This window comes from Flavobacterium resistens (genome assembly GCF_900182645.1).
GTDB lineage: Bacteria > Bacteroidota > Bacteroidia > Flavobacteriales > Flavobacteriaceae > Flavobacterium > Flavobacterium resistens.
This window is the reverse complement of sequence record NZ_FXTA01000003.1, coordinates 84,882-94,465: the sequence shown is the minus strand read 5'-3', so window position 1 is coordinate 94,465 and position 9,584 is coordinate 84,882. Positions and strand designations below refer to the sequence as shown.

11 protein-coding genes are annotated in these 9,584 nt (G+C 31.9%); 8 read left to right on the top strand and 3 right to left on the bottom strand.

Features of this window, described 5'->3' with window-relative positions; translation table 11 throughout:
* Window positions 1-26 precede the first annotated feature (26 nt).
* The gene (locus FN795_RS11865; protein ID WP_142450804.1) at window positions 27-578 is read right to left on the bottom strand and encodes an Fn3-like domain-containing protein; all 552 of its coding nucleotides are present in this window, start codon (window positions 576-578) and stop codon (window positions 27-29) included.
* A gap of 501 nt (window positions 579-1,079) precedes the next feature.
* Here FN795_RS11865 and FN795_RS11860 point away from each other — a divergent pair.
* Genes FN795_RS11860 through FN795_RS11835 form a run of 6 tightly spaced genes read left to right on the top strand, consistent with a single transcriptional unit; the run spans window position 1,080 to window position 6,367 of the window.
* Window positions 1,080-1,565 (top strand): SixA phosphatase family protein, encoded by a 486-nt coding sequence (locus FN795_RS11860; protein ID WP_142450803.1) that lies wholly within the window; start codon window positions 1,080-1,082, stop codon window positions 1,563-1,565.
* A 5-nt stretch (window positions 1,566-1,570) separates the two neighbouring features.
* Window positions 1,571-3,649, top strand: coding sequence for a polyphosphate kinase 1 (gene ppk1 / locus FN795_RS11855; RefSeq protein ID WP_142450802.1), 2,079 nt, complete (start codon window positions 1,571-1,573; stop codon window positions 3,647-3,649).
* Window positions 3,650-3,680: 31 nt separating this feature from the next.
* A complete protein-coding gene (locus FN795_RS11850; protein WP_142450801.1) occupies window positions 3,681-4,571 on the top strand; it encodes a Ppx/GppA phosphatase family protein in 891 nt (296 codons plus the stop codon).
* A 17-nt stretch (window positions 4,572-4,588) separates the two neighbouring features.
* The gene (locus tag FN795_RS11845; RefSeq protein WP_142450800.1) at window positions 4,589-5,170 is read left to right on the top strand and encodes a TMEM175 family protein; all 582 of its coding nucleotides are present in this window, start codon (window positions 4,589-4,591) and stop codon (window positions 5,168-5,170) included.
* Window positions 5,171-5,173: 3 nt separating this feature from the next.
* Window positions 5,174-5,749: a Crp/Fnr family transcriptional regulator gene (locus FN795_RS11840; RefSeq protein WP_142450799.1), complete on the top strand. Its 576-nt coding sequence runs from the start codon at window positions 5,174-5,176 to the stop codon at window positions 5,747-5,749.
* 39 nt (window positions 5,750-5,788) lie between these two features.
* Window positions 5,789-6,367, top strand: coding sequence for an NAD(P)H-dependent oxidoreductase (locus FN795_RS11835; RefSeq protein ID WP_142450798.1), 579 nt, complete (start codon window positions 5,789-5,791; stop codon window positions 6,365-6,367).
* Window positions 6,368-6,387: 20 nt separating this feature from the next.
* Here FN795_RS11835 and FN795_RS11830 read toward each other — a convergent pair whose 3' ends face one another.
* Both FN795_RS11830 and dnaX read right to left on the bottom strand, forming a co-directional pair.
* A complete protein-coding gene (locus FN795_RS11830) occupies window positions 6,388-6,804 on the bottom strand; it encodes a hypothetical protein (protein WP_035650772.1) in 417 nt (138 codons plus the stop codon).
* A 257-nt stretch (window positions 6,805-7,061) separates the two neighbouring features.
* Window positions 7,062-8,147 (bottom strand): DNA polymerase III subunit gamma/tau, encoded by a 1,086-nt coding sequence (gene dnaX / locus FN795_RS11825; protein WP_035650775.1) that lies wholly within the window; start codon window positions 8,145-8,147, stop codon window positions 7,062-7,064.
* Window positions 8,148-8,326: 179 nt separating this feature from the next.
* Here dnaX and FN795_RS11820 point away from each other — a divergent pair, with 179 nt between their 5' ends.
* Window positions 8,327-8,725: an NIPSNAP family protein gene (locus FN795_RS11820; protein ID WP_142450797.1), complete on the top strand. Its 399-nt coding sequence runs from the start codon at window positions 8,327-8,329 to the stop codon at window positions 8,723-8,725.
* A gap of 47 nt (window positions 8,726-8,772) precedes the next feature.
* A complete protein-coding gene (locus tag FN795_RS11815) occupies window positions 8,773-9,567 on the top strand; it encodes a peptidase (protein WP_142450796.1) in 795 nt (264 codons plus the stop codon).
* Window positions 9,568-9,584: the final 17 nt, after the last annotated feature.

Genomic DNA, 9,584 nt, shown 5'->3' with positions numbered 1-9,584 from the left:
ACAACTAAATATTTTGCTGTGAATATTTAATTTTCAGAAGGATTATTTACGATCGTATGTACAACAGTGTTCACTGTGTAATTAGCGCAGTTTGTTGATGTAGCATTAATTTGCATGCAGTTCCATTTGTTGTAGGCCGTACCCTGCGGTACTGTTAAATGAACTGAAAAAGTAGCTGTTTGATTGGCCGAAAGCGAGATAGAAGTGATTGGAACATTGCTATTATCCAAAAAACTGCCGGTTAAATTCACGTTTTGAGACGAACTACTACCATCATTGTTCGAGCAGCTGGAGTTTATGTTTAAAACGCTTAAGTTATAAACATCATCTGAATTTCCTGTATTGGATAAAACCAGTGTAAAATAAGCACCGTCCTTGCCTGCATTGCTGTAGATTCTGTCTTTTTCAACTCCCAGAGTTGCTCTACACGAACCAGATTGCGCAAATGAAACGGTTGTAATCAAACAAAGCAGTAATGAAAAAATACTTTTATCGAAGATGTTTTTTCTGAACGAAAAAATAGACTTACAATTTGCTACAAATTTCACTGCTTTTTCAAGAGTAGATTTACTTTTCATAACTTAAGATTTAGTTTTGTGGTATTTATGAAATTTTAACAGAATCAAAATTATATTAGAGTTTTTGTATTTAAATTTTTTTCTCTGTAACTAACCTAAAAACTCGTTTAACTACCTTTTTTTAACTAAAAATCGATCAAAAAAAATCATTTTTTGACCGATTTTAACAAATTTGAATTTCCGTTTTTCTTCCTTTTTTGATCAAAAAAGCAACTTTTAAATCTTTGTAAATACTTAATAATCAATTATTTAGTTAAAATTTTACAAATTTGCAAAATATCGATGAAGTGATTGTTTTAATAGATGAAGTACACTTTTTTGTTAAAACAGATCCATCGGTTTTTTGGATTGTTAAAGTTTTGAAGATTTCGCATTCTTGTTAAAATTTTCTTAGAATGTTAACAGAAATAAAAAATAGAGGAGGATTAAAAATTCTTTTGTAAATTAGAACTTAGAAAGTAGTTTTCTGAATTAATGCATTTATTATTAAATACTCTTTTTATGAAAAACTTAATTTTAATACGACATGCAAAATCAAGTTGGGAAGCACCCTTAAAAGATTTTGACAGACCTTTAATGAAAAGAGGGATTTTAGATGCTCACGAAGTATCTTCAAATATTTCAAAATATCTCCCGAAAACTTATATAATATGGAGTAGTACGGCTGCACGTGCTTCAGAAACAGCTCTTATTTTTGCTCAAAATATTTCTTACCCTATAGAAAGTATTGTTTTTAAAGACGATCTTTATACTTTTGATGATAAGCAGCTCGAAAAAGTTATCAAATCATGTGATAATAGTTTAGAAAGCGTTATTCTTTTTGGACATAACGAGGCTATTACAAATTTTGTTAATAAATTTGGGGATGTTTTTATAGAAAACGTTCCGACTTCAGGTTTTGTATCCCTGCAATTCGATTCTGATAGCTGGGATGCTCTCAATAAAGGCAAGACACATAAAACAATTTTCCCCAAAGATTTAAAATAAATAAAGTGTACGAACAGAAATATATCGATCGAGAAAAAAGTTGGTTAGCGTTTAATGCAAGAGTGCTTCAGGAAGCTGCAGATAATACAGTTCCACTTTTAGACAGACTGCGTTTTGTTGGAATTTTTTCAAACAATTTAGATGAATTTTTCAGAGTTCGATATGCTGCAATTCGGAGATTGAGCCTTTCAGGTATTTCTGGCGAAAAATATTTAGGCGGAATTTCTGCCCATCAATTAATTAAGGATATTACCGAAATCGTAATTCAGCAACAGTCTGAAAGTTTGCGTATTCTTGGAAATATTGAAGCAGAGCTGGAAGCAGAAAATATCTTTATTATCAACGAAACTCAGATTACCCAAAAACAGGAATGTTTCTTAAAAGACTTTTTTACACAAAAATTAAGTCCGGAGTTGGTAACTATTATTTTGAATGATCTGGCAGTTTTTCCAGTTTTAAAAGATACTTTGGGATACTTGGCAGTTCGATTAGAATTGGCAAATGATGAAGTTCGATACGCTCTAATTGAAATTCCAAAAAACATAAACCGATTCGTTGTACTTCCTTCAGAAGACGATAAACAATATGTAATTTTAATTGATGATGTAATTCGTTATAAACTGAAAAGCATCTTCAATATTTTTGATTATAAAAGTGTTTCGGCACATATGATCAAAATTACGCGCGATGCACAGTTAGATATAGACAGCGACTTAAGTAAAAGTATGTTGGAAAAAATATCAACTTCTGTAAAAGACCGCCGAATTGGTGAGCCTGTTCGTTTTATTTATGATAATTTAATTGAAGAAGATACGCTTCAGTTCTTTTTAGAAAAAATGAAAATTGTAGAAACAGATAGTATAATTCCCGGTGGAAGATATCATAACCGTCGTGATTATATGGGATTTCCAAATCTAGGACGTTACGATTTGTTGTATAAACCAAATGAACCTTTGCCGGTTCCAGGTTTAAGTCTCGATGGAAGTATTCTGGAAAAAATCACCAAAAAAGATTATTTGGTACATGCTCCTTATCAGTCTTTTTCATATTTGACTAAATTTTTACGTGAAGCAGCTTTAGATCCAAAGGTTGCAAGTATTAAAATTACGTTATATCGTTTAGCAAAGAATTCGCAAATCATCAGTTCTTTAATTAATGCAGCGAAAAATGGTAAAAAAGTAACGGTACAAATTGAGCTTCAGGCTCGTTTTGACGAAGCAAGTAATATTTCGTACGCAGAGCAAATGCAAACGGAAGGAATTGATCTTATTTTTGGAATCAAAGGATTAAAAGTACACAGTAAAATATGTGTAATTGAAAGACTTGAAGAAGGAAAAACACGTCGTTACGGATTTATTTCAACTGGAAACTTTAATGAATCGACAGCAAAAATTTATACTGATGTTACGCTTTTTACCTGTCATCAGGGAATTTTAAAAGACACATCAAAAATATTTGAATTCTTCGATATCAATTATAGAGTACACAGATACAAACATTTAATTGTATCACCTCATTATACAAGAAGTAAGTTCATTAAATTAATCGATCGTGAAATTTTGCACGCTCTTGCCGGTAGAAAAACACATATAAAATTAAAAATGAACAGTTTGTCTGATTTTAAAATGATTGACAAACTTTACGAAGCAAGTAATGCCGGCGTAAAAATTCAGCTTCAGGTAAGAGGAATTTGTTCTCTTATTCCGGGAATTCCAGGAATGAGCGAAAATATAGAAGCCATAAGTATCGTAGATAATTATTTGGAACATTCACGAGTTTATATTTTTGGAAATGCAGGTTTAACCGAAGTTTATATTTCATCTGCCGATTTTATGACTAGAAATCTTGATGGAAGAGTAGAAGTGACCTGTCCAATTTATGATCTTGAAATTAAAAAAGAATTGATTGATAATTTTAATATTGCTTGGAAAGGAAATGTTAAAGTGAGATATCATTCTTATAAATTAGATAACAAATACAAGCCTCGAAATCATCATGCCCCATTTAGAGCGCAATTTGAAACCTATAAATATTACCAAAACAAAATTGAGATAGCTGAAGCAATTCCTCAAAAAATAGATTAATTAAAACCAATTTTTCAAATCATAAGTGAGCATGATTAATATTAGAAAATTTGCAGCAATAGATATCGGTTCAAATGCCATGAGGCTTCTGATATCGAATGTTGTAGAACAAGAAGGCAAAGAACCACAATTTAATAAAAGTTCGCTTGTTCGTGTGCCAATTCGTTTGGGACAAGATGCCTTTACTGTTGGAGAAATATCACAAGAAAATACAGATCGAATGGTGGATGCCATGAAAGCATTCAATCTTTTGATGAAAGTTCATAAAGTAGAGCGCTATATGGCGTTTGCTACTTCGGCAATGCGTGAAGCCTACAATGCCAAAGAAGTTGTGGCCTTGATTAAAAAGAAAGCCGATATTAAAATAGAAATTATTGACGGTAAAAAAGAAGCGGCCATAATTGCTTCAACAGATTTACATCATTTATTAAAAACAGATGAAACCTATTTATTTGTAGATGTTGGTGGTGGAAGTACGGAATTTACATTATTTTCTGACGGAAAAATGATCAATTCAAGATCATTTAAAGCCGGAACAGTACGTTTATTAAATAATATGGTTTGCGATGTAGTTTGGGATGAAATTGAAAAATGGATTAGAACCAATACTGCCGATTATGAAGAAGTTACTCTAATCGGATCTGGAGGAAACATCAATAAATTGTTTAAAATGTCTGGAAAACAGCAGGAAAAACCGCTTTCATACATTTATATTAATTCGCAATATGCTTTCTTGAATTCATTAACTTATGAACAAAGAATTGCTGAATTAGGTTTGAATTCCGACCGTGCCGACGTTATCATACATGCAACGCGTATTTATTTGAACGCAATGAAATGGAGCGGAGCACGTCAGATTTATGTTCCAAAAATTGGACTTTCTGATGGTATCGTAAAAGCAATGTATTACGGAAAAATTTAATTTTATATTTTCAATAAATGAACAAAACCAGACTTGAAGCCTTTAGTGACGGCGTTTTAGCTATTATCATAACTATTATGATTTTAGAAATAAAAGTTCCTGCGGGGCATGAATTTGCTGATTTAAAACCGCTTATTCCTAAGTTTTTAAGCTATGTTTTGAGTTTTATTTATGTTGGAATTTATTGGAACAATCATCATTATTTGCTTCATGGCTTATCTAAAGTAAATGGAAAAGTACTTTGGAGTAATCTGCATTTATTGTTTTGGCTTTCATTGATTCCGGTTTCAACGGGCTGGATGGGTGAGCATAATTTTGCAAAAGCGTCAATGGCTTTGTACGGTATTATTTTATTGCTATGTGCAATTGCTTATGTCATTTTGCAATATGTAATTATGTGTAATGAAGGCGAAGATTCTCCTTTGCGAAAAGCACTTGGTAAAGATTTAAAAGGGAAAGTTTCAGCAGTTTTATATATCATCGGAATTATTTCTTCGTTTTACAACGTATGGATTTCTGGCGCTGCTTACTTTATAGTAGCTATGTCATGGCTTATTCCGGACAAAAGAATCGAAAGAGTTTTTGATTCTAACGATTAATCCATGAAATCCGTTTTTCAGTCCATTCAAAACTTTTCTCCGGAAGAATTAAATCTTCTAGATGATTTAATTACTTTTCGTACTTTGAAGAAAGGTGAACTTTTGCTGACTGAAAATCAGGTTTGCAATGAGATTGTTTTTATCAAAAAAGGCATTCTGAGATCTTTTTTTGTAAATCATAAAGGTGACGAAATCACAAATTGTTTTGCTTTTGAAAATGAATTTATGGCTTCTTTTGCCAGTTTCATCACAGAAGAAAAAGCCGAAGAAAACATTCAGGCTCTTGCCGAAACCGAATTACAGATTTTAGATAGGAAAGCTTTAGAAAAACTGTATATATCAGGTTTTAACTGGCAGGAAACGGGAAGAAAGTTAACCGAAATTGAATTTGTCAATCTTCATAAAAGAATGGTCTCTTTTCAAAAATTATCTGGAGCACAGCGTTATGAAGAACTATATCAGAATCATCAAAAATATTTGCAGCTAATTCCATTGCAATATTTAGCTTCTTATTTAGGAATTACTCCAAGACATTTAAGCCGAATCAGAAAAAGATTTTTAGAGACATTTGTCCAGTAAAATAATGTGTCGTAATGGTATTTTTGAAAAAACTTTGATATGAAAAAAATACTAATTATAAACGGACATCCTAATTCAGCAAGTTTCAACTTCGGAATTGCTGAATCTTATAAAAACGGTGCAATTGCTTCTGGAACTCAAGTTGAAACAATTACAATTGCCGATTTAAAATTTAATCCGAATTTGCAGTTTGGTTATCAAAAACGAACTGAATTAGAACCGGATTTAATTGAATCTTGGGAGAAAATCAAAAGAGCAGATCATTTAGTTTGGATTCATCCTGTTTGGTGGGGCGGACTTCCAGCAATTACAAAAGGTTTTATTGATCGTTTATTTCTACCAGGAATGGCTTTTCAATATAGAGAAAATTCGGTTTGGTGGGATAAATTGCTTAAAGGAAAAACAGCACATATTATTACCACTTTAGATCAGCCAGGCTGGTATTATCGATTATTTTTTGGAAGACCAAGTGTGAACCAATTAAAAAAATCAACTTTGGAATTTTGCGGAATAAAACCAGTAAAAGTGAGTTACATCGGAATTATAAAAACTGCCGATGAAATTCAAAGAAAAAAATGGCTTGAAAAAGTATATAATTTCGGATTTCAGAATAAATAAATTTCTGAAATCAAAAAAAATTAATCTTTTAAATCCAGTCCAAATGTTGAGCGCAAAAGTTCAAGATTTGGATTGATTTCTAAAAGACGATTATAACGATCCTGATTATTATAAGTTCTTTTGGTTTCAGCTTGTTCATTTACAATTACCTCGATCGTAATGTCGTGATTGTGTAAATGTCCTTTTAAATGTCCAAGTAACCCATTCATCTGACTTTCAAATTCCAGTTTAGAACCTTCATTTGGTAACTCATAAGTGATTCTTGTTCCGTTTAAAACAGGATCGCTGATCAATAATATAGATTCCATGATTTTTAGACCTTTCTGGCCTAAACGCTCCGCATATTTATTCCAATGCAAAAGCATATCCGTTTCATTAAATTCCTCAGTAGGTAATACAGAAGAAGGTTTAACGTAAGATTTGCTGCTTTGTTCCAATTCTTTTTTCTTGCGGATACTGGCAAGAGAAAATGCAGAAACTTTTGGAGTATTGCTAGATTCTGTTTCTGGAGTTTGTGAAGTCTGAACTTTCGGAGTTTCAGAAATAGTTGTGTCTTTTGGACTTTCAACTTCAGTCGGAGCAGTTACATTTTCTGATTTTATATTTTCGGAAACAGTCTGACTTTCAACTTTCGATTTTGAGGTTTGAACTTCAACAATCGAAAAGCTTCCATTTTTATAATAAGTAGGCGGAATTATGAATTGCTCAGCTTTTTTTTTTCTCCATCAAAATTGATAGAGGCTAATTGCATTAAGCATAATTCAACTAAAAGTCGCTGATTCTGACTCAATTTATATTTTAAATCGCAGTCATTTGCAATGTCGATTCCTTTTAATAAAAAGTCCTGAGAGCATTTCTGCGCTTGAACGCCATACATTTGTTGTGCCTGTTCTCCAACTTCTAATAAAGCAATAGTTGCAGGAGTTTTGCTCACTAACAAATCTCTAAAATGAGAGGCTAAACCAGCAATAAAATGATGTCCATCAAAACCTTTTGAAAGTATGTCGTTGTAGGCAATCAATAAGTCTGGAATTTTGTTTTCCAGAATCAAGTCTGTGATTGAAATATAGGTTTCGTAATCTAAAACGTTTAGGTTTTCAGTTACAGCCTGACGCGTTAAGTTAGTTCCGCAATACGAAACTACACGATCAAAAATAGACAAAGCATCACGCATTGCACCATCAGCTTTTTGAGCAATAATGTGCAGTGCATCATCTTCAAAATTGATTCCCTGACTCGCAGCAACATCAGCCAAATGTTCTTTAGCATCTTTTACTGTAATTCTTTTGAAATCAAATATCTGGCAACGAGATAAAATCGTCGGAATGATTTTGTGTTTTTCTGTTGTTGCTAAAATAAAAATAGCATGTTTTGGCGGTTCTTCCAATGTTTTCAGGAAAGCATTAAAAGCAGCCGAAGACAACATATGAACCTCATCAATAATATATACTTTGTATTGTCCGGTTTGTGGCGGGATTCGAACCTGATCAATCAAATTACGAATGTCATCAACCGAGTTGTTTGAAGCGGCATCTAACTCAAAAACGTTAAATGCAAAATCTTCATTTGGATCATCATATCCAGGCTGATTTATTTTTCTGGCCAAGATACGCGCACAAGTAGTTTTTCCAACTCCACGTGGTCCGGTGAACAAAAGAGCAGAAGCAAGGTGATTGCTGTCAATAGCGTTCAACAACGTGTTTGTAATGGCTTTTTGCCCCACAACATCCTTAAAGGTTTGCGGGCGATATTTACGTGCCGATACTACAAATTGTTCCATATTCTTTTTTATTCGATAGCAAATATAGTCTGAAAATTACCAAATCACAAATCTGAAATTAATAAATCTTTGAGTCGTTTGTGAGTGGTTTGAATTTGAGAAAGTAAGATGTTTTAATTTAATTTTATAAATAGGATTTTCATATTTTTACTACAAGTTTAACCTTAATAAGACCTAAAATGAAACTATTTTTATTGACTTTATTATTCGTTACAACATTTATTTCAAAAGCACAGAATGTAGCACAAGTAAACCCTGTTTATCAGTTGCGTATTTATGAAATTTTTGAAAACAACAAGAATCATTTTCATGAGCGTTTTCGCGATCATGCGATGCGAATCATGAAAAAATACAATTTTAAAATTACTTCTATTTACGAATCAAAATCAGACAAGAAGACCGAGTTTGTTTATTTTCTGGAATGGCCAGACGAAAAAACAATGAAACAAGCTTGGGAAGGTTTTAAAGCTGATAAAGAATGGATTGAAATTAAAAAAGAATTTATTAAAAAATACGGTGACGTTGTGGGAAATATTGAAGATCGGGTTTTGACTAAACTTGATTATTCTCCGAATTAATCCGAAACAAAAATAACGAACTAACAAAACAATTAATTTGATAATTTATGAACGCAAAACAAATAGTTAGATTAAGCAATATTATTGGAATCACATCCATACTCTTATTAGTGTATTGGGTATTTACTTTTATAACAATACAGGTTTTTGGTTTAAAAGTATTTAAAGAGAATATGACCGAAACGTTTTATCTGAGTATTTTAGGAATTCTTGCTTTGATGGCTGGTTCTTTAATTATCAATTTAATGTTTAATTTAACCAGAATCGCTGAAAGACATAATCTTGATACAGTAAATAATAAATCAAATAGATTGAGATTTTTAGCTTTGATTTTAATTTTTCCTTTGATCGCTATAATTTTATTTGGCGGTGATTATTTAACAACGGCAAGGAAAGAAGAGCGATTGATTAAATCGGCGGAATCAATTATTGCGATTAATAAAAGGAATAGTGATAAATTAGTAAATTATAGTTTTTCTGAAAGTTATATAAAAGAGACAGCTGAGATTCTGGATATTTTGTCTAAAACAGATAAAAATTTCCCAAATGTTACAGTAATTGTAAAAGATTCGCTTAAAGGTTCTCAAGTTTATTTAGGCTTTACTGATTATTATGAAGGGAATTTGAAAGATACAATTCACCCACAAAAACAACGATATATTTATCAAACTACTAAAGAAGAAAGAGAGTATCTGAAATCTGTTTTCGAGAAAGGAAGTAATGAATTACGTTATAGTTCTCATAATGGTTCTTATGAATTATTCTATCCTTATGAAAAAAATGGAAAGAAAATAATCCTGTATTTTTCTGAGCAACAGCGTTATGGAAAACTTGGAAGCTAGAGGTTTTGTAAATAAAT